This window comes from Pseudomonas sp. RL_5y_Pfl2_73 (assembly GCF_963970515.1).
Taxonomy (GTDB): Bacteria; Pseudomonadota; Gammaproteobacteria; order Pseudomonadales; family Pseudomonadaceae; genus Aquipseudomonas.
Map to the genome: position 1 here is coordinate 116,997 of NZ_CAXAPD010000017.1, position 21,130 is coordinate 138,126.

The window sequence follows — 21,130 nt, forward strand, 5'->3', positions numbered from 1 at the left end:
CGGTCTTCGACGGTCTGACGGACCTGGGTCAGGTATTGGCCCAGGCCAGCCACCAGCAAGCGCAGATGGCGATGCAAATCAAGCATTACTCTGGCGAACTGCACTTGTCGATGGATGACCTGACGGGCACGATCGACCGACAAAACAGCGTCGCCGAGCAGGCCGGCACGACCGTCGAACAGTTGGCCACCCAAGCAGGTGAGGCGGTGGTCGGCGCCCGTGCGCTTGCCAGTTCGAGCTTGCGTATTCAGTCGATCGTACAGGTCATTCAGCAGATCGCCGGACAGACCAACCTGTTGGCCCTCAACGCCGCCATCGAAGCAGCGCGTGCCGGTGAGATGGGCAGAGGGTTTGCGGTGGTGGCTGATGAGGTCCGCAAGCTCGCGGAAATCACCCGCAAGAATGCTGCGGAAATCGGCGTGGACATTGACCTGCTCTCAACGGAGATCCAAGGCGTCGCCCAACAGATCGAAGACCAGTCCGTCGCCGTCAGCGCCCTGCGCGAGATGCTCGATGCCCTAGAAGACTCGAGCCGCACCACCGAAGGCACCGCGCAACGCACGAAGGCCATCGCGGACACCTTGACCGGACTGACTCACGCCAGTTCTTGAGTAACTGTTGCAGGGTTTGGTGTTGAGTCCGGGTGCTGGCCCGAACCTGGATGATCAGCCTGCGGGGCGCTCGTTGATTGTGCTCGCGGCCTGGAACAGGATTTTCGCGACGAAATCGATTTCCTGCTCGGTGATGATCAGCGGCGGCAGGAAGCGTACGGTGGCGCCGTGGCGTCCACCCAGTTCAACGATCAAGCCGTGCTTCAGGCAAGCCTGCTGGAACGCCTGGGCCCGGGCCGTGTCCACCGGCGGATGGCCCTGTGCGTCTGGGGTGCCTTGCGGGTCGACGATTTCCATGCCGAGCATCAGACCGCGCCCACGCACATCACCGATCCAGGCGAACTCGTTTTGCAGTGCCTGCAGCTGTTTTTGCAGGTGGGCACCCACCGTTTCAGCGTGCTGGACCAGGCCTTGATCGCGGATAAAACGCAAGGTCGCCGTACCCGCCGCCATCGCCAGTTGATTGCCGCGGAACGTGCCGGCGTGGGCACCCGGCTGCCAGACGTCCAGCGACTCGTGGTAGACCATGACCGACAGCGGCAACCCGCCGCCGATGGCTTTGGACAGGGTGATGACATCCGGCGTGATGCCCGATTGCTCGAAGCCGAACATCCGCCCGCTGCGGGCAATGCCGCACTGGATCTCGTCGACGATCAGCGGAATGCCATGGGCCTGGGTCAACCGACGCAGCTCCTGCAGCCAACGGTCCGGCGCGGCAATCACCCCGCCCTCGCCCTGGATCGGCTCCAGGATCATTGCCGCCGGTGCGGTCACCCCGCTTTCCGGGTCGTTGAGCAAGTGCTCAAGGTAACGCACGTTCAACGTGACTGCTTGATCGCCCGCCACCCCGAACGGGCAACGATAGTCGTGGGGGAATGGCAGGCGCTGCACGCCGGGCATCAATGCACCGAGGGCATTTTTCGGCGACAGGTTGCCGCTGATGGCCAGGGTGCCCAGGGTCATACCGTGATAGGCCCCTTCGAACGCCAAGACCGAATGCCGCCCCGTGGCGGTACGGGTCAGTTTGAGCGCGGCCTCGACCGCATCGGCCCCACTCGGACCGCAGAACTGGATGCGTGCATGGCGAGCGAACTCGCTGGGCAAGCAAGCGAAAATTTCTTGGACGAATGCGTCCTTCACCGGTGTCATGAGGTCCAGGGTGTGCATCGGCACACCGGCCGCCATGACCTGAGTGATGGCTTCGATGATCACCGGGTGGTTGTGCCCCAGCGCCAGGGTCCCGGCACCGGCCAGGCAATCGACGAACACTTGCCCTCGGCTGTCCTGCACATAAATGCCATGGGCCCTTTCAAGCACCAGGGGAATGCGTCGCGGGTAACTGCGGGCGTTGGATTCCTGCTGTTGCTGACGTTCCAGCAACGGCGTGGAATCGAGGCAGTAAGGACTCGACAGACCGGTGTGCAACAGGCGTAGCTGTTGCGCGCCACCCGCTGTGACATTCGAAAAAGCACTCATGATTTCCTCCATGGAGGCTGGGTTTGGAAGGGAACGAACAGCCTGGAAACAAACATCCGAAATGTTGCAGGACAGGCGCGAGGAGATTGCCTCCCCGCGCCTTTGGGTTTACATGTCGTAGCGCAGGATCATCCCCACCGTGCGCGGTGCGCCGACGTCGATGACGTCGTCACTGCGGTTGTTGGTGACGTATTCCTTGTCGAACGCGTTCTTCACGTAGGCAGACACCGCGACGTTCTTGGTGACTTTGTACTCGGTGTTGAAGTTCACCAGCACGTAGTTGTCGCTGCGGCGCTCGCCGGTGACCTTGCCGTTGGCATCGAACTGGTATTCCGAAGGCGCAGTGCTCTGGTAGATAACGTCAGTACCGAACATCAGGCGATCGTCGAAGCGATACACACCGCCCACGGACACCTTGTATTTAGGCGAACCAATAAACGCTTCGCCGCTCATGTCCTGGCCGGTACCGGTGACAAAGTCCTTGTATTTGCTATCGGTAATGGCGCCACCGACGTTCAAGGTCAATTGTTCGGAGATGTCTTTTTCTACGAAGACTTCCAGGCCCTTGATGTCGCTGCGACCGGCGTTGTAGATGTCAATGACGGAGCTACCGCTCTGCCGCAGGCCGACCTGCTGGTCTTTCCAATCGGTGTAGTACAGGTTGGCGCGGGTACGCAGGGTCTTGTCGAAGAACGAACCGCGGTAGGACAGCTCGTAGTTTGTGGTGTATTCCGGGTCGTAGGCCTGGTGACCGCTACCGGAGCGCAGGTTGACACCGCCACCGCGATAGCCCTTCTGCACCATGAAACCGAGGTACTGGTCCGTTGCCAATTCGTAGTCGATGCCGAGTTTCGGCAGTACGGCATCAAACGACTTGCTGACTTTGGCCGGCTCGGAGAAATCATCCTGCTCGACGTCGGTGTCGTTCGTCTCGTGGTCATAACGCAGGCCGGTGATCAAAGTCCAGCGCGGTGCGAACGTCCAGTTGACTTCACCGAACACCGCCTTGTTCTCGATGGTGGTATCGCCCTTGACCGTGCCGAACAGCGCGCCATCGAACAACAATCGGTCATGGAAGTCGTTGGTGTTACGCCCATAGTAGGCACCGACGAAACTCTTGACGGTGTCGGACGCGTAATTCAAACGCAGCTCCTGACTGAACAGGTTGCCATCCTGTTTACGCAAAACGACTTGGTCGTCCACGGCTGTCTGGTCAAAGTCAAGACGGTTGCTGTAGTCCGTACTGGTATTGGCCGTCATGCTCGTCAGCGACCAGGCATCGTTCAGGCGGTAGTCCACCTTGGCGCTGAGGGTGTCCTGCTTGAGATTGTCGAAGGCCTTGGTGTTGGACGAAATGTCGTAGTAGCTCGGCTTGCCATTGACGCGCATGGTCGAGCGGTCGCCCTGACGATGCTCACTGTGGGCGTAGGTCAGCAGGACATCGGTGTCGTCATTGGGCAGGATCAGCAACTTGCCACGGGTGTTGCTGGTGCGACGCGGGTTGGCATCTTCATTGAGCGTGGTATTGCGGATGTAGCCGTCACCTTCGCCATAGTCCACGGCGATACGCCCGGCGATCTTGTCATCCACGATCGAGCCACCGCCCGCCACGGCTGCCCCGCGCTCGCCGTAGTTACCTACGTTGGTTTGCGCCGAAAAGCTCGGTTCGAACGTTGGGTTCTTGGTCCGGATAACCACCGCACCGGCCAGGGAGTTGCGACCCTGGGTGGTGGATTGCGGACCCAGGAGTACTTCGATCTGCTCGGCATCCCAGAGCGGAACCGGGCTGAGGGTCAGCGCGCGGTTGGGCTGCACGGCACCGTCGACATACACCGACACCGCCCCGTTGAGGGTCGCCGGGCCCTGGTCGTCAAAACCGGACACCGGCACACCCCGGATACCCCATGTCTCATTACCCGCCTGGGTATAGACGCCGGGCGTGCGGGCAAATACATCCACCAGGTCCTTGTCGCCGTGTTCACGCAGGTTCTTGTCGGTGACCACCACCACGCTGGACTGGGTCTTTTCGAGGGTACGGTCGATCTTCTCACCGGTTACGGTGATTGGAGCGATCTCCATCTTGCCGGCTTCTTCAGCCGCCCAAGCGCCGTTGCTCAGGCCTATGGCCGACCCTACAGCCAACGCAATTGTGTTCTTTCTGAAATTCACGCCCCACTCCCCTGCGACAGATATTTTTGGTTTTTTGAGCTGGCCGAAGGCTGTTTGGCGCCAGCGGTGCGGAGTCTAATCCAAAAAAAAAATTAAATAAATAGTATTGATAATCTCTCTCATTTGTACCTAGTATGTCGTCTTGTATTGCCTTACATACATTACAGACGAGTCCTACATCGCTGACCGCTGCCCTGCTTTCAAGGTCTTGTGACTGGTCGAAGAAGATATAAAGAGGATGCACAAGGATGACCTCCATCGAACACCTGAGCGGGCGTTCCGAGCTTTTTTCAATAGCGCCCACGGATGCAGGCGCCCCGTCGCTGCCCGTGCTGGTGCAGGGGGCATCGGGACAGTCGATCCACGATCTGGACACCTCGACTCGCGACAGCCTGGCCCAGGTCCTGAGCACCGTTGGCGGTGTGTTGTTTCGCGGTTTCACCGTCGCCACGCCCATTGACTTCAAGCGTTTCGCTGCCAGCTTCGGTGCGCCGCTGGCCAGTTACGAATTCGGCTCCACACCGCGCAGCAAAGTCTTCGCCGGGGTCTATAGCTCCACCGAGTATCCAGCCCATCAATTCATCCCGCTGCACAACGAACAGGCCTACACCCGCCCCTGGCCTTCGCGTATCTGGTTCCACTGCATCAAGGCCAGTGAAACCGGCGGCGAGACCCCGATTGCCGACAGCCGCCTGATTTACCAGCGCATGCCTGCCGAGATTCGCGAGCTGTTTGCCAGCCGTGAGTTGCTCTACGTGCGCAACTACAGCGGCGCCCTGGACCTGCCCTGGGAGAAAGTCTTCAACACCCAGGACCGCGCCCAGGTCGAACGCTACTGCCAGGACAACGACATCGAGTGGGAATGGAAAGCCGATGGCGACCTGCGCACCCGCCAGCGTTGCGCCGCGGTGCAGCAGCATCCTGATAGCGGTGAGTGGGTCTGGTTCAACCAGGCGCACCTGTTCCATGTCTCGGCCATCGAACCAGGCGTACGCGCCAGCCTGCTGGCGGCGGTGGGTGAAGAGAACCTACCGCGCCATGTCTATTTCGGCGATGGCTCGCCGATTGCCGACGACATGCTCGACACCGTGCGCGAGGTTTACCGCGAGACTGCCATCAGTTTCCCTTGGCAGCCCGGCGATATCCTGATGCTCGACAACCGACTGGTGGCACACGGTCGCAATCCTTTCACCGGTGACCGCAAAGTCATCGTGGCCATGGCGTGAATTGCACATGTTTTCATTCGAACACTGGATCGACGTGCTGGAAGCCAACGCCCAGCACTTCCCTCAGCGTGCCGCCCTGCATTTTTTGCCGGACGGCGTAGAGATCGGCGAAACCCTGACCTTTGCCCAACTGCACGAGCAATCCCAAGCCCTGGCGGCCGTGCTGCAAGCGCGTTATGCGCCGGGTGATCGCGTGCTGTTGATGCTGCCCAGCAGCCTCGACTACGCCCGTGCCTTCTGTGCCTGCCTGTATGCGGGGCTGATTGCCGTGCCGTTGTTTCCACCGCCGTCGCGCAAGCCGCGCCACCTGGACCGCGTCCGCAACGTGGTGGTCGATGCCGAACCGGCGCTGATTCTCGCACCGGCGGATTATTGCGATGGCTTGCAGGAACTGGTGGAGGGACGCGTCGATGTGCTGACCGTCCAGGACCTGGGCACGCCACCGGCCAGCCAATGGAAACGCCCGGCCATCGACGGTTCGACCGTGGCCTTCCTGCAATACACGTCGGGCTCTACCGGCTCGCCAAAAGGCGTCGAGGTGCGTCAACGCAACCTGATCGCCAACGTCGAACTGATGCGCCAGGCGTACGCTTTCGACGAGCACGGTGCCATGGTCAATTGGCTGCCGCTGTACCACGACATGGGCTTGATCGGCGGCATGTTGGCCCCGCTCTACAGTGGCATGCCGTGCTACCTGATGGCGTCCAAGACCTTCGTCAATGCGCCGTCGACCTGGTTACAGGCGCTGAGTCGCTACCGCGCCACCGCCAGTTTCGCCCCCAACTTCGCCTATGCCCTGTGCAACCGCGTGGTCAGCGACAACCTGATCGCGCAGCTCGACCTGAGCGCCTGGCAACACGCGATCAACGGTGCCGAACCGATCCACCCCGGCACCCTGGAGGCCTTCGCCCAACGCTTTGCCGCGTGCGGCCTGAACCCGTTGGCCATCAGCCCCGGTTATGGCCAGGCCGAGGCGACCCTGTGCGTCAGCGCCACGCCGGTCGATGCACTGCCGGTGGTGCTGCGCCTGGACAAAGCCGTGCTGGAAACCGGTCGCGTGGCCCTGGCGACGGCCGATGCCGCCGCCGTGGAGTTCGTCGCCTGCGGTTACCCGCAAGCCTTGCACAGCATCGCCATCGTCGACCCGCACACCTTCGAACGTTGCGCTGCCGACCGCATCGGCGAAGTCTGGCTCAAGGGCCCGAGCAACGCCGAGTCCTATTGGAAGAACCCCGAGGCCACTCGCGAAGCCTTTGAAGCACGGATCGTCGGTTCATCGGAGCATTACCTGCGCTCCGGCGACCTGGGCTTCATGCATGAAGGCCAGGTGGTAATCTGCGGACGGCTCAAGGACCTGCTGATTCTCAATGGGCGCAACCTCTATCCCCACGACATCGAATTCGCCATTACCGACGCCGAGCCAGGCATCCGCACCGGTCGCATTGCCGCCTTCTCGGAAATGGACCCAGCCCTGGGCCGCGAGAAACTGGTGATCGTCGCCGAGCCGCAGCGCAAGTTCGTCGACCCGGCGCATCATCCGGCGCTGTTCACGTCGATGCAAAATGCCGTGCGCGAAGCCGCCGACTGTGGCATCGACCAGATCGTGCTGGTGCAAGCCGGCACCATCCCGATGACCACCAGCGGCAAGATCGCCCGTCAAGGCGCACGCAAACAACTGGCCGCGGGCACGTTGAGCATCATCGCCCAGAGCGGTGGGCAGCATGCCTCGAACGGCGAACCCCTTGACCTTGCCCAGTTCAAGCGCCTGGTAGCCGAGACGCCGCAACAGGCCCAAGTCGCCTGCCGCCAATGGCTGGAACAGACGCTGCACGCGGTCAACCCGTATTTGTCTGCTCACTTCGAACGCAGCCTGATCGGCCAGGGCCTGGACTCCATCGGCGTGGCCGACTTCGCTGCGCGCCTGCACAGGGACCTGGGCTGGAACCTCGAGACCCAGGACTTGTTCGGAGAAACCACCCTGGGGCAATGGGCGCTGGCCCTGCAAGGTATCCTGAATGAACCGGCACCAATGGCCGAGGCTTCGACCGAGCCGGCCAACCTCAGCCAGGGCCAGCAATCGTTCGCCCAGCGTCGTTTGTGGTTTTTACGCCAACTGAACCCGGACGACACCCGCCACAACCTGGTGCTGCATCTGCGCCTGCAAGGGCCGTTGGACATCGAGACGCTGGCCCTGCGCCTGAACGCGCTGGTCGAGCGGCATGGCGTGTTGCGCACGGTGTATCGCGACGGTGTCGATGGCCCGCAACAACAGGTGTTGCCGGCCACGGCGGTAGCGCTGATCCTGCATGATGTGCGTGACCAGAATGCAGCGCAGCAACAGCAGGCATTGAGCGAGCAGTTGGCCCACGAACACGCCACCCCTGTCGACTTGCAAGCCGGCCCGCTGCTGCGAGCGCAGTTGCTTAGCCGACATGACCAACAGCATGACCTGCTGCTGACCCTGCACCACATCGCCTTCGATGGGCGTTCGGCGCAAGTGCTGCTGGCGGAGCTGGCTGGTTCGACGGACGAAGGGCTGGCGGGGCAATACCTCGATTTCGTCCAATGGGAAGCCCGGTACTGGAGCGAACAGCGGATCGCCACCGCGCAGGACTTCTGGCGCGGACACCTGGCCGGCGTGCCGCAAACGTTGGAGCTCGGTGGCAGCGGCCAGGCCCCGGGCGAACACAGCCTGGACTTCAGCGTGCCCCAGGCCCGCTGCGAACGGCTGGCAGCACTGGCCCGCGAGCAAGGCGTGACCTTGTTCATGCTGTTGCTGGGCAGCTACCAACTGGTGCTCAAGCAACTGGGCGGCCAGCAGCAATTCCTGCTGGGCACCGACGTCAGCGGCCGGCCACTGGCCGAGCACAGCGACGTCATCGGTTTCTTCGTCAACCAGTTGACCCTGCGTTGCGACTTGCGCGGCGAACCGACCCTGGCCGGTTTCCTTGAGCGGGTTCGCGATGAAGCGCGCCTGGCCTATGCCCATCAAGGCCTGCCTTTCGACCTGGTGGTCTCGGCCCTCGCGCCGCAACGCCGCCCCGGTCACTCGCCGCTGTTCCAGGTCAAGCTCAACTATCAACCGTCACGGGTGACCCCGACCGCCATCGCCGGCGCGCAGTTGTCCGCGCTGGACGTGGCCCAGGCACCGGGAGATTTCCACCTGGTGCTCGACCTCGTGCACGACAGCGAAGGCCTCGCCGCGACCCTCAAGTATCGCGGCGAATACTTCGACCAGCACCGTGCCCTGCGCCTGCAATACCTGTGGATGGGCCTGCTGGAACAGCTACACGCCCTGTTGGATGAGCCGCTGCCGGCACTGGCCGAGCGCATCGACAACTGGGACCAGGCCTTCGCCCGTGAGCGACAACAGTCCCAGGCGCTGGCCGGTCGCAGCCAGATGATGCAAGCCAAACGTCGCTCCTTGTCCCTTTAACCGAGTCGGATGCCGTTATGTCTACCGTGCCCCCATCGCCACGCGCCCTCGGCGCCGTGCGTCGCAAAGCCATGAACGTCTCGGAACAACAATTGGTCACCGAGCGCCTGCTCAGCCCCGACCACACCCTGCCCCTGGTGATCGAGCCGGCAGTCAGTGGCGTCGACCTGATCGCCTGGGCCAGCCGGGAACGCGAGTCGCTGGAACAGAAACTGCTGGAGTACGGCGCCCTGCTGTTTCGCGGCTTCAACGTCGCGTCCGTCGAGCAGTTCGACCAAGTGATCGCCGCCCTCTCCCCCGGCGCTCTGGAATACATGTTCCGCGCCTCGCCCCGGACACGGGTCGGCGGCAACATCTACACCTCGACCGACTACCCGGCCGACCAGATGATTTTCCCCCACAACGAGCACTCCTATTCGCCGCGCTTCCCACTGCGGCTGTTCTTCTATTGCCAACTGCCGTCCGAGACCGGTGGTGAAACCCCGATTGGCTCGACCCGTGCCGTGAAGGCCAGGATCAGTCCGCAGATCGAAGCGCGGTTCCGGGAAAAAGGCGTGCTGTACGTTCGCAACTACGGCGACGGTTTCGGCCTGCCCTGGCAGACCGTGTTCCAGTCCGAAGACCGCCGCGAAGTGGAGGCCTACTGCGCCAGCGTCGGCATCGAAGTGGAATGGAAAGACAACAATCGCCTGCGCACCCGCCAACGCGGGCCGGCCGTGGTGCGCCACCCGCGCACCGGCGAAGACGTCTGGTTCAACCACGCCACGTTCTTCCACATCAGCACCCTGCCCGGGCGAATCCGCGATTCGCTGCAAAGCAACTTCAACGACCTCGACCTGCCCACCAATACCTTTTATGGCGATGGCGAACCGATCGAGCCGCACGTACTGCAATCGCTGCGGGCAGCCTACCTCGATTCTCTGGTGCGGTTCAGTTGGCAACAGGGGGATGTGTTGCTCATCGACAACATGCTCGCCGTGCACGGTCGCGAACCCTTTACCGGCAAGCGCGCCATCATGACCGGCATGGCTGAAGCCCTGCTGTCGAGCGACGTTGCCGTCTGACATTCAACGGGTCCACCCGCCGTTCGCAGGAGGCTTGCCTGACACGTGTCCAGCAAGCCCCGACGTCTGTGCGGTGATCCAGGCTCAAGCCCTTTTCCAGTCGAGATGAACATGAGCGGACTTCAAGGTTTTCGTATTTCGCCGCAACAGGCATCGGTTTACCCCCACATCAACGGCGCGGCGGAGCACCCGTTCAGCTGCCATTTGCAATGGTCGCTGTCGCAGCCGCTGGACGTCGATGCACTGCACAACCGTTTGCAAGCCTTAGTGGCCGGCAGTGAAATCCTGCGCACGCGCTTGATGCCCGTGCCCGGCCTGCGCCACCCGGTGCAGGTGATTGACGACGCCGGCTCGCTGGCGGTGAACCTCCAGGACCTGCGCCAGCACAGCCGCGCCGACCAGGACGCGGCGCTGGCTCGGCTCGCCGCCCAGCCCCGTGACTGGACAACCCCACTGTATGTGACCGTGCTGCGCCTGTCCGATAAACAAGCGGTCCTGGACCTGGCGGCGCCCAGCAGCCACTTCGACCTTGCCAGCCTGAAATGGCTGGCCGGCGCACTGCTGCACGACACCGCAACGGACCTGTCCGACACCTTGCAGTACGCCGACTACGCCGAATGGCGCTGGAGCCTGGTTGAAGACGCACCGGACCATCCGGGCGTGAGTTTCTGGAAGCCCTCGGACGAAACCGAACAGGCCGCCTTGCAGCTGCCGCTCGAAGTGGCCCTTGATGGCGGGTTCGCGCCAGCCCGGCTGGACCTGAGCCTACCGAGCGAGCTTGTCCGTCACTCGGCCCTGCCCCCTAACCTGCTGCTGACGGCATGGGCAGCGGTGCTGGGACGACTGGCCGGGCAGCAACAGGTGCCGCTCACCCTGATCCTTGAAAGTCGCGGCGCGGAACTGGAAAGCACCCTGGGCCTGTTCGAGCAGTGCCTGCCCGTGAGCATCGAACTGGATGCCCAGGCGACCCTGCTGGAACAAAGCGCGCACGTAGCCGCCACCCTGGAACGGGCAGTCGGCTGGCAGGACTACTACACCGGTACCCTCGATGCCGGATACGCCTTTGCCTGGCGCTCGGGCGATGCTCGGGAGCGTCATGCCAGCGCGGTGATGAACCCGCTGAAAGCGTGCCTGAACGTGCGTCAGTTGCCCGACAGCCTGCACGCGCAACTGGTCTACGACCGCCATGCCCTCAGCGCCGAAGCCGCGGGTTGCCTCGCCGAGCAATGGCTGCAACTGCTGCAGGGTGCCCTGGTTGAACCGCAACAGGCCTGGGCCCAATTGCCTCTGGGGGGAGCGCTGCAATCGCAGTTGATCGGCACCAGCACTAACGTGCCGGCCATCGAAGCGGTGACGCTGGTGGAACTGATTGCCCGTCAGGTTCGCCAACAGCCAGACGCAATTGCCCTCAGCGACCAGGACGGCGACCTGAGCTACAGCCGCCTCGACGCCTGCGCCACGCAACTGGCCCATCGACTGGTCGCCGCCGGGATCGGTCCTGACGTGCCCGTCGGCATCCTGTTCGCCCGCAGCAACGCGGCCATTGTCGCCATGCTCGCGGTCTTGAAAGCCGGGGGCGCCTACGTGCCAATCGACCCGAGCTACCCAGCCGACCGCCGCGCCTACATGCTCGCCGACAGCGCCATTGCCCACATCGTGGTCAGCGCCGAACTGGCCGACAGCGTGCCGGCCAACCTGCAACGTTTCGTCCTGGATGATCTGGCAACGCCGGACCTCAGCGATTGGCCGGCGCTGCCGTTGCCGGACGCGAACGACCTCGCCTACTTGATCTACACCTCCGGCTCTACCGGTGCGCCGAAAGCCGTGGAAATCCGCCACGGGGCACTGAGCGTCTCGACCCAGGTGCGCATGGCCGCCTATGACACCCCGGTGCGCGCCTATCTGTTGCTGTCGTCGTTCGCCTTCGACAGCTCGGTCGCCGGGATTTTCTGGACGCTGGCCCAAGGCGGACGCCTGGTCTTGCCCGCCCCGGGTGAAGAGCTGGAAATGTCCCGCCTGGCGCAACTGATTGCCCAGCATCAGGTCAGCCACGGCCTGTCACTGCCGTCGCTGTATCAGGCCCTGCTCGATCAATTGCAGCGCAGCGCAGGCACCGACAGCCTCGCCTGTTGGATCGTCGCCGGTGAAGCCTGCCCACCTTCGCTGATTGCGCAACACAGCAAGACCCTGCCCCACGCCCGGTTGGTGAACGAATACGGCCCCACCGAGGCCACCGTCTGGGCCACCTATGAGGTGCTGGAGCCAAACCGGAACGTCAGCATTGGCCGCCCCATTGCCGGCATGGACCTGCGCCTGCTGAACGAATTCGACACCGCCTGCGGCATTGGCGAGCCAGGGGAAATCGTCCTCGCCGGCCCGACCCTGGCCCGCGGCTATCGCCACAAACCCGACGAAACCGCCAAGGCCTTCGTCACCCTGGCCGACGGCACTCGCGTCTACCGTACGGGCGACTTGGCGTGCTGGTTGGCCGACGGGCGCCTGGCATTCCTGGGGCGCAAGGACCATCAGGTCAAGGTGCGCGGCTACCGCATCGAGCTGGGCGAAATCGAGCGCCAGTTGTGCCGCCACAGCGACGTGCGCGAAGCCGCAGTGATCGTCCAGGAACACGCCGCGGGCAAGCGTCTGCTCGCCTACATCCTGGCCGCCCACGGCTACGCACCGGACTCCGAGGCGATCAAGCGCTTCCTCGGTGAGCGCCTGCCGTCATACATGGTGCCGGCCCTGGTGCTGACCCTGGCGAGCTTTCCGCGCACGCCCAACGGCAAGCTCGACACTCGGCAGTTGCCCGACCCCGACTCGTTCGACGAAAGCGCCCACGTGGCGCCGCGCAACGCCATGGAAACCGCCCTGCAAGCCATCGTCGCCAAGGTCTTGAAGCTCTCGACGGTGAGCGTCACCGACAACTTTTTCGCCATCGGCGGCGACTCGATCCTGAGCCTGCAAGTGGTGGCCCAGGCCCACGAGCAAGGCATCGCGCTTTCGGCCAAACAAGTCTTCGAACGCCAGACTATCGCGGCCATGGCCGAGGTCGCGCAACCGCTGGCGCCGAACGCCGCCGAGCCGCAAGCCGACAGCACCGAGTTCAGCGCCTCGGGCCTGTCCGATGACGAAATGCAAGCGTTGATGGCCGAGCTGGACGAGACCGACCTGTGAACGGTTCCTCCCGTCGCCACGCCATCACCGCTGCCCCTTTTTACGCAGGACGCTTTCAATGACCACCGAAAAAACCACCGGCAACCCGATCGAAGACATTTACCCGCTGTCGCCGCTGCAACAAGGGATGCTGTTCCATTCCCTGCTGCACGAAGACTCCGGTGTGTACCTGATGCAGGATCGCTACCGCATCGGCGGGGCCATCGATGAAGCGGCGTTTCTCGAATCGTGGCGCCAGGTGGTGGCGCTGCACCCTTCCCTGCGCGCCAGTTTCCAGTGGAAAAGCCAGAAGCAACCGGTGCAGGTGATCCATCGCCAGGTCAAGGTCCCGCTGGACACCCTCGACCTGCGCGGGCTCGCCCCCCATGAGCAGGAGACGCGGATCCGCACGCTGCTGGAAGACGAGCAGAAAGTCGGCTTCAACCTGTCGAAGCCACCGCTGATTCGCTTCCGGTTGGTGCGCCTGGGCGATGAGTCCTACGAGTTCATTCGCAGCTTCCACCACATCCTGATGGACGCCTGGTGCATTTCCCTGGTGACCGTGGACTTCCTCAAAGTCTACGAAGCACTGTGCAACGACCGCACGCCGGAGCTGAAAAGCCCGCGGCCGTTTCGCGATTACATCCAGTGGCTGCAACGCCAGGATGCGAGCAAGGCCGAGCAGTTCTGGCGCGGCCAGCTGCAAGGTCTCAATGCCCCCACGCCGCTGACCGTGGACAACGGCGTGACCCGCGATCGCTACACCGATGCGGTACTGGTGGACGACCAACTGATTCACCTCGACGAACAGGAAACCCAGGCACTGGCGGCGTTCTGCCGCAGTCGCCGGATCACCCCGAACACGTTCTTCCAGGGCGTCTGGTCGCTGCTGCTGTCACGCTACAGCGGACAACAGGACGTGGTCTTCGGCGTTACGGTGGCCGGGCGCCCGGCCGACCTGACTGGCGTCGCAGAAATGATCGGCCTGTTCATCAACACCTTGCCGCTGCGGGTTTCGGTGGACCCGAACGCCGCGCTCGGCAGTTGGCTGGGCGACCTGCAAAAGCTCAACGTCGACATGCGCGACTTCGAACACACGCCCTTGACCGACATCCAGGGCTGGAGCGATTTCCCCCGGGGCGAAACCCTGTTCGACAGCATCCTGGTGTTCGAAAACGCCCCCATCGACGAACAGATTCTCGAAGGCGGCTTCCAGTTCAGCCTCGAAGGCATGGACCACAGCGTGCACACCCACTATGGCTTGACCGTGGTGATCCTGCCGGGCGAACAGCTGGGCATCCGCGTTTCCTATGACCGCGAACGTTTCGAAATCGCCACCGTGCAGCGCCTGCTGGGCCACATCGCCAGCCTGGTGCGCAGCATGCTCGCCGCACCCGAGGCGCCATTGGCCAGCTTTGAGCTGCTGGCCGTCGAGGAGCGCCAGCAACTGCTGGGCGAGTGGGCGCTCAACCCGCATGATTTTCCGCTGAATCAAAGCTACGCCGAGCTGTTTGCCGCCCAAGTCGCCCAGCGCCCTGGACAGATCGCCGCGACCTGCAACGGGGAGTCGTTGACCTACGCCGAGCTGGACCTGCGCTCCACGCGCCTGGCCCATGCCCTGCGCCAGGCCGGCGCCGCTGAAGACCAACTGGTCGCACTGCTCGCCCCCCGTGGCCTGACGCTGTTGACCATGATGCTGGCGGTGTTCAAGGCCGGCGCCGCGATGCTGCCCCTAGAAGTCAATCACCCGCCCGAGCGCCTGCGGGAAATCCTCGGGCTGTCCCGCGCCCCGCTCCTGGTCGCCAGCGAAGCTTACAGCGGTTTGCTCGATCAACTGCTCAGCGGCCTCGACCAGGCACCCGAGGCGCTGTTCGCCGAAGCCTGCTGGACGTCCGGTAACGACGCGCCGCTGCCGGTGCTCGCCCGCCCCGACAGCTTGGCCTACGTGCTCTTTACCTCGGGTTCGACCGGCACGCCCAAGGGTGTGATGATCGAACAGCGCGGCATGCTCAACAACATCTTCGGCAAGGTGCCGGCCCTGGGGCTCAGCGCCGCCGACCGGATCCCCCAGACCGCCTCGGTGGCGTTCGACATTTCGGTGTGGCAGTTCCTCGCCGCGCCGGTGCTCGGTGCCACCGTGCACATTCTTCCGGATGAAGTTGCCCACGACCCGCAACACCTGTTGCAAGTGCTCGCCAGCGAGCGCCTGAACGTGCTGGAAATCGTCCCGAGCCTGATGCGCACCTTGCTCGCGCTGTGCCCGTGCGACTTGCAACTGCCGGACCTGCGCTGGGTGTTGCCTACCGGCGAAGCCCTGCCGCCGACCGTGGCCCGCGACTGGTTCGCACACTTCCCCGACATCGCCCTGATGAATGCCTACGGGCCGGCCGAATGCGCCGACGATGTAGCCTTCCAGCCGATTTTCGCCGCACCGGGGGCCGAGGTCAGCCACATGCCCATCGGCCAACCGACCGCCAACAACCGCCTGTATATGCTGGACGAATCCCTGCGCCCGGTGCCGGTGGGCGTGGCCGGGGAAATCTGCGTCGGTGGCGTCGGCGTCGGCCGTGGCTACCTGCACGACCCACAACGCACCGCTGAGGCGTTTATCGACCCCCCTCAGTTTGAAGGTCGCCTGTACCGCACCGGTGACCTGGGACGCTGGCGTGCAGACGGGGTGATCGAATACCTCGGCCGCCGCGACCAGCAGGTAAAACTGCGCGGGCACCGGATCGAACTGACGGAAATCGAACACCGTCTCGCCCAGCACCCGAACGTCCGCGAAGCCGCCGTCCTGCTGCGGGAAAACACCGTCGGCGAAGCCTGGCTGGTGGCGTACTGGTCGGCCCATGACGAAACCCTGGGCAGCGACGGCCTGAGCGAACACCTGCGCACGCAACTGCCGCCGTACATGGTGCCGGCCGCCTTCGTCTGCCTGGACAAACTGCCCCTGAACAATAACGGCAAGGTCGATCGCAAGGCCCTGGCCGCCCGGGAGCTGGACTGGCAGGCCGACACCCAGCAAAGCATTGCCCCGCGCAACGCGCTGGAAACCAGCGTGGCGTCCATCTGGGCCGAGGTCCTGGGGCGCGACACGGTGGGCGTGGAAGACAACTTTTTCACCCTCGGCGGACACTCGCTGCTGGCGACCCAGATCGTTGCCCGCCTGCGCACCCAGTTCAAGCTCGACCTGCCGTTGCGGGTGCTGTTCGAACAGCCGACCGTGGCCTTGCTGGCCGTGGCCATCGCCGCACGCCAGGCCCAGGCCGCGGCACCGCATGCCAGCGCGATCAGCGTGCCCAAGGCCCAGCCACGCCCGACGCTGCTGCCGCTGTCGTTCTCGCAACAGCGCCTGTGGTTCATCGAGCAACTGACGCCGGGCACCACCCTGTTCAACATCCCGTTCGCCCTGCACCTCAAGGGTGAACTTAACGTCGAGGCGCTGCACGCCAGCCTGAACGACCTGCTGGTGCGCCACGAAATCCTGCGCACCGGCATCCACAGCACCGACGGCGTGCCATGCCAACGCATCAGCCCATCACTAAACATCGCACTGCCCTTCGAAGACTTGTCGGGGCTGACCGCCACCGCTCGCGCCGGCGCGCAGTTCAATGCCCTGCAAGACACCTTCGAGCAGCCGTTCGACCTGACCTGCCCACCGCTGCTGCGTGCGCACTTGCTGCGCCTGGCACCGGGCGAGCACGTACTCGGCATCGCCCTGCATCACCTGGTCTCGGACGCCTGGTCGGCCACCATCGCCCTGCGCGAGCTGGCCCTGGGTTATGAAACCCGTTGCAACGGCGTCCCCGCCGAGTTGCCGGCCCTGGCGCTGCAATACGCCGACTTCGCCCTCTGGCAGCGCGAACACCTGCAAGGCGCCGAACTCAAGCGCCAACTCGACTACTGGACCACCACCCTCGACCGGCGCGACAGCGACACCAGCCCGCTGCTGGCCTTGCCCACCGATCATCCACGGCCCTCGGTGCAAAGCTACCGCGCCGGGATCGTGCAGCGTGAACTCAGCGCCGTCCTCAGCGCCCGGGTACAGGCCTTTGCCAGTCGCCTCGGTACTACGCCGTTCACCGTCCTGTTCGCCGGCTTCGCCGTGCTGATGCACCGTTTGAGCGGCGATGCCACGGTGCTGGTCGGCACCCCGGTCACCCACCGTGAACAGCCGGGCACCGAAGGCTTGCTGGGTATTCTGCTGAACAACCTGGCGATCCGCGCGGACTTCGAGCCGCAAGCCGGCTTTACCGACCTGGTCAAACAAGTGGCCGAGCGTCTGCGCAGTGGCCTGCTGCATCAGGACCTGCCCTTCGAGCAACTGGTGGACAGCCTGCAACTGCCACGCAGCCTCAGCCATGCGCCGCTGTACCAGGTGATGGTCGCCCAGCAGCTGGCCATGGAGTCGCGGTTGCGCTTCCCCGGGCTGGAGTTCGAAGCGCTCGATACGCCGCTGCGGCATTCCGAATGTGACCTGGACCTGCACGTGTTGTGCCCGGCCAATACGCCGATCCAGCTGGAGCTGATGTTCGCCCTCGACCTGTTCGTCGCCGACAGCGCCCGCCAGACCCTGGCGCGCCTGGAACACCTGCTCGAACACCTGCTCGCCGAGCCACAACGCCCGGTCGCCGCCTTGCCGCTGCTGATGGACGCGGAATGGCAACGCACCGTGGTCGAGTGGAACCGCACCGAGATGCCGGTGCCGACGCACCTGACTTTCGCCCAGTTGTTCGAACAACAGGCCGAACGCACCCCGGCGCGCGACGCCCTGTGTTTCGAAGGCCGCAGCCTGAACTACGGCGAACTCAACCGTCGCGCCAACCAGGTGGCGCATTACCTGCGCAGCCGGGGCGTCGGCGCCAACAGCCCGGTGGCGCTGTGTGTCGAGCGTTCACTGGAACTGCTGGTCGGCCTGCTGGGCATTCTCAAGTCCGGTGGCGCCTATGTGCCGCTGGACCCGACCTACCCGGCGGATCGCCTGGCGTACATGCTCGAAGACGCCCGACCGGCGCTGTTGCTCGGCCAGCAAGGCCTGTTGGAACAGCTGGGCGGCGAACTGCCGCGCTTGCGCCTGGACAGCGACGCCGACCTGTTCGCCAACCAGCCGGACAGCAACCCTGCCCCGCTCGCCGGGCCGCAAGACCTGGCCTACATCATGTACACCTCCGGTTCGACCGGTAAGCCCAAGGGCACCCTGGTGACCAACGGTTCGGTGGTCAACCTGGCCTGGGCGCGTATCCACGGTTTGTATCGCCGCTACACCGACCAGCCGATGCGCACCAGCTTCAACTACTCGTTCGCCTTCGACAGTTCGGTGGCCGAGCTGATCCTGTTGCTCGACGGCCACAGCCTGTACCTGACCCCGGAGGACGTGCGCTACGACCCCGAGGCCCTGGCCAGATTCTTCCGCGACACTCGCCTGGACGCCTTCGAATGCACCCCGGCACAGCTCAAGGCCCTGCTCGAAAGCGACGGTGTCCGTCGTGGCGAGGTGTACCTGCCGCGCTTCGTGCTGTTCGGTGGCGATGCGGTGGACGCGCAGCTGTGGCAACGCCTGCCATCGATTGCCGGCAGCCGCTTCTTCAACACCTACGGCCCGACCGAGTGCACGGTGGATGCCACCGGTTGCGCGGTGGATGACTTCCCGCAGCGGCCGATCATCGGCCGGCCGATCGCCAACGTGCGCACCTACGTGCTCGATGCCTTCCTCAACCCGATGCCGGTGGGCGTCCCGGGGGAACTGCACATCGGCGGTACCGGCGTGACCCTGGGCTACCTCAACCGTGCCGAGCTGACCGCGAAGGTGTTCATCGAGGACCCGTTCTCCCCCGTGGCCGGGGCACGGATGTACAAGTCCGGCGACCTGGTGCGCTGGTTATCCGACGGCCAGCTCGAATACCTGGGACGCATGGACCATCAAGTGAAGATCCGTGGTTTCCGTGTCGAGTTGGGGGAAATAGAAACCTTGATCGGCGCCCAACCGGGCGTGCGCCAGGCCGTGGTGCTGGCCCGTGAAGACGTGCCCGGCGACAAGCGCCTGGTCGCCTACGTGACGTGCGACCAGCAGGCCGACATCCACGCGTGGCGCAACGCCATTGGCGCCGCCCTGCCCGACTACATGGTGCCCTCGGCATTCGTGCTGCTCGACGAGCTGCCGCTGACCGACAACGGCAAACTCAACCGTAAGGCCTTGCCGGCCCCGGACATCCAAGCCGCGCCAGACGCCCTCGACCCGCCGCGCAGCGCCGCCGAACAGCAACTGGCCGCCCTGTGGGCCGAGTTGCTGAACGTGCCGTCGTCGCAGATCGGTCGTGACAGCCATTTCTTCTACCTCGGTGGCCACTCCCTGCTGGCGGCGACATTGTTTGCCCGCCTGCGCCAACAGTTCGCTACCGTACCTGCGTTGCGGGCGGTGTTCGAACACCCGACCCTCGACGCCTTGGCCGCGCTGCTGGGCGATCCCCTGCAAGCCCCGGCGGCGACCTTTGTCCCGGCAACGCGTCCGGCGCGCCTGCCGCTGTCGTTCGAACAGCAACGCTTGTGGTTCCTTGAACAACTGAGCACCGGCGGTGGCGAGTACAACGTGGTCAGCGCCGTGCAACTGGCCGGCGCACTCAACGTCCAGGCCCTGCACACGGCCCTGAACAGCGTGGTCCAACGCCACGAGATCCTGCGCAGCCGCATCGTGCGCGATAGCGACGGCGAGTTGGCGCTGGTGATCGAACCGCAGGTCGATATCAGCGTGCAGGTGACGGCACTGCAAGCGACCAGCGACGCGCAATGGCAGCAACTGACCGATGCGGCGATGCACGCAGAGACCGGCCGCCGGTTCGACCTCGCCGCCGAAGTGCCCGTCCGCGCCACGCTGCTGCAACGCAGCGGCGGCGCCCAGTCACTGCTGTTGCTCAGCGTGCACCACTGCGCCACAGACGACGCCTCCAGCCAGAACCTGCTGGATGAACTGCGACAGTTCTACACCGCCCAATGCCAGGGTGCCCCGGCGGCACTGCCGGCGTTGACGCTGCAATACCCCGATTACGCTCTCTGGCAACGCGAACCCGGTCAACAGACCGCGTTCAGCAGCCAACTGGAATACTGGCGCAACCAACTGGAGGACGGCGACTACCTGCTGGACCTGCCGACCGAGCAGGGCCGTCCAAACCAGCTCGCCCCCGCGGCCGGCGCGGTCCAACTGCAATTGCCGCCCGCCCTGGTGGAACGCCTGCGGCAGTTCGCCCAGCAACGCGGTGCCACGCTGTACATGCTCATGCTCGGCGCCGCGCAGTTGCTCTTGGGCCGCTACGCCAACCAGCGTGACGTGCGAGTCGGTAGCCCGGTGGCCCAGCGTCCATTCGCCGAGCTGCAACCGCTGATCGGCTGCTTCGTCAACACCGTGGTCATGCGCACCGACCTGGATCCGACACTGGATTTCGAAGGTTTGCTCAGCCAGGTGCGCAACCGGGTGCTGGATGCCCAGCAGCATCAGGACGTGCCGTTCGACCAGGTCGTCGAGCATTTGAAACCTTCGCGCAGCCTCGGCCAGACGCCGCTGTTCCAAGTGCTGTTCGCCATGCAGAACGCTGACTCGTCCTCGGCTCACTGGCCGCAGTTGCAGGTGCGCGAACGGGCGGTGACCGCCCAGGCCACCAAGTACGACCTGAACTGGGAAGTACACGACGGCGAGGTGCTGTCGGTGTTGCTGGAATACCGCGCCGCGCTGTTCAGCCAAACCACGGCCCGGCGTTGGCTGGAACAATGGCAACAACTGCTGGAGACGATGCTCGAAGCGCCACGGACCCGCCTCAGGGATTGGACACCGCTGCCGGCGGCAGAGCGTCATCGCCAGTTGATCGAGTGGAACGCCGCCGACCGCCACTACAGCGGCCCAACCAACCTACACACCGCCCTGAGCCAACAAGCAGCCCTGAGCCCCAACGCCCCGGCACTGGTGTTCGAAGGCCAGCGCCTGAGCTACGCCGAGCTGGACCTGCG

8 protein-coding genes are annotated in these 21,130 nt (G+C 64.3%); 6 read left to right on the forward strand and 2 right to left on the reverse strand.

What is annotated here, in order from left to right; genetic code table 11:
• Nucleotides 1-110 precede the first annotated feature (110 nt).
• Nucleotides 111-611, forward strand: a complete 501-nt coding sequence (locus tag AACY42_RS28720) for a methyl-accepting chemotaxis protein (RefSeq protein WP_445261750.1) — start codon at nt 111-113, stop codon at nt 609-611.
• A 54-nt stretch (nt 612-665) separates the two neighbouring features.
• Here the strand turns inward: AACY42_RS28720 and AACY42_RS17820 are convergent, their stop codons facing one another.
• Both AACY42_RS17820 and AACY42_RS17825 read right to left on the reverse strand, forming a co-directional pair.
• Nucleotides 666-2,087 carry a diaminobutyrate--2-oxoglutarate transaminase gene (locus AACY42_RS17820; protein WP_339481297.1) on the reverse strand — a complete coding sequence of 474 codons (1,422 nt, stop codon included), beginning with the start codon at nt 2,085-2,087 and terminating at the stop codon, nt 666-668.
• Nucleotides 2,088-2,195: 108 nt separating this feature from the next.
• Nucleotides 2,196-4,256, reverse strand: a complete 2,061-nt coding sequence (locus tag AACY42_RS17825) for a TonB-dependent receptor (protein ID WP_339481299.1) — start codon at nt 4,254-4,256, stop codon at nt 2,196-2,198.
• Between the two features lie 248 nt (nt 4,257-4,504).
• Here AACY42_RS17825 and AACY42_RS17830 point away from each other — a divergent pair, with 248 nt between their 5' ends.
• From AACY42_RS17830 to AACY42_RS17850, 5 genes are all read left to right on the forward strand, one after another.
• Complete coding sequence (locus tag AACY42_RS17830) at nt 4,505-5,482, forward strand: TauD/TfdA family dioxygenase (RefSeq protein ID WP_339481301.1); 978 nt, start codon at nt 4,505-4,507, stop codon at nt 5,480-5,482.
• A gap of 7 nt (nt 5,483-5,489) precedes the next feature.
• Nucleotides 5,490-8,918, forward strand: a complete 3,429-nt coding sequence (locus AACY42_RS17835) for a condensation domain-containing protein (RefSeq protein ID WP_339481303.1) — start codon at nt 5,490-5,492, stop codon at nt 8,916-8,918.
• A gap of 17 nt (nt 8,919-8,935) precedes the next feature.
• Nucleotides 8,936-9,982: a TauD/TfdA family dioxygenase gene (locus AACY42_RS17840; RefSeq protein ID WP_339481305.1), complete on the forward strand. Its 1,047-nt coding sequence runs from the start codon at nt 8,936-8,938 to the stop codon at nt 9,980-9,982.
• A gap of 111 nt (nt 9,983-10,093) precedes the next feature.
• Nucleotides 10,094-13,156, forward strand: coding sequence for a non-ribosomal peptide synthetase (locus AACY42_RS17845; protein ID WP_339481307.1), 3,063 nt, complete (start codon nt 10,094-10,096; stop codon nt 13,154-13,156).
• A 58-nt stretch (nt 13,157-13,214) separates the two neighbouring features.
• Nucleotides 13,215-21,130 (forward strand): amino acid adenylation domain-containing protein (locus tag AACY42_RS17850; protein ID WP_339481309.1); only part of this gene is annotated, 7,916 nt, incomplete at its 3' end.

Bases quoted from the DNA above. Each gene is read 5' to 3' on its own strand.
- AACY42_RS28720 (WP_445261750.1), top strand. From the start codon at position 111: ATGGATGACCTGACGGGCACGATCGACCGACAAAACAGCGTCGCCGAG.
- AACY42_RS17820 (WP_339481297.1), bottom strand. From the start codon at position 2,087: ATGAGTGCTTTTTCGAATGTCACAGCGGGTGGCGCGCAACAGCTACGC.
- AACY42_RS17830 (WP_339481301.1), top strand. From the start codon at position 4,505: ATGACCTCCATCGAACACCTGAGCGGGCGTTCCGAGCTTTTTTCAATA.
- AACY42_RS17835 (WP_339481303.1), top strand. From the start codon at position 5,490: ATGTTTTCATTCGAACACTGGATCGACGTGCTGGAAGCCAACGCCCAG.
- AACY42_RS17840 (WP_339481305.1), top strand. From the start codon at position 8,936: ATGTCTACCGTGCCCCCATCGCCACGCGCCCTCGGCGCCGTGCGTCGC.
- AACY42_RS17845 (WP_339481307.1), top strand. From the start codon at position 10,094: ATGAGCGGACTTCAAGGTTTTCGTATTTCGCCGCAACAGGCATCGGTT.